Below are 250 nucleotides of genomic sequence, written 5' to 3'. Positions count from 1 at the left end.
CGTTGATAGGATGCAGGTGTAAAGCTGGAGACAGCAAAGCCGAGCATTACTAATTGCCCGTCAACTTTCATTGTCACGTGACACGTTAAGGATGTTATATACGTTTAGCACTGAAACATAATTAGTTTTGAGACAGATTGATTTTTCAGTTTGTGCTTCATGCAAGACCTGATATAAAAAGAAATTCAGGTGACTATAGCACGAAGGTTCCACCTCTTCCCATTCCGAACAGAGAAGTTAAGCTTCGTCA

The 250-nt window shown here is 40.4% G+C and carries 1 rRNA gene; it reads left to right on the top strand.

Annotation, left to right across the window (positions count from 1 at the left end):
• Window positions 1–185: 185 nt before the first annotated feature.
• A 5S ribosomal RNA gene (gene rrf / locus H6A61_RS15660) occupies window positions 186–250 on the top strand; the annotation flags it as partial.

It is taken from the genome of Bacteroides caecigallinarum, assembly GCF_016901995.1.
GTDB classification, from domain to species: Bacteria; Bacteroidota; Bacteroidia; order Bacteroidales; family Bacteroidaceae; genus Phocaeicola; species Phocaeicola cellulolyticus.
The sequence above is the reverse complement of the archived record's forward strand: the minus strand, read 5'-3'. Positions and strand labels throughout refer to the sequence as shown.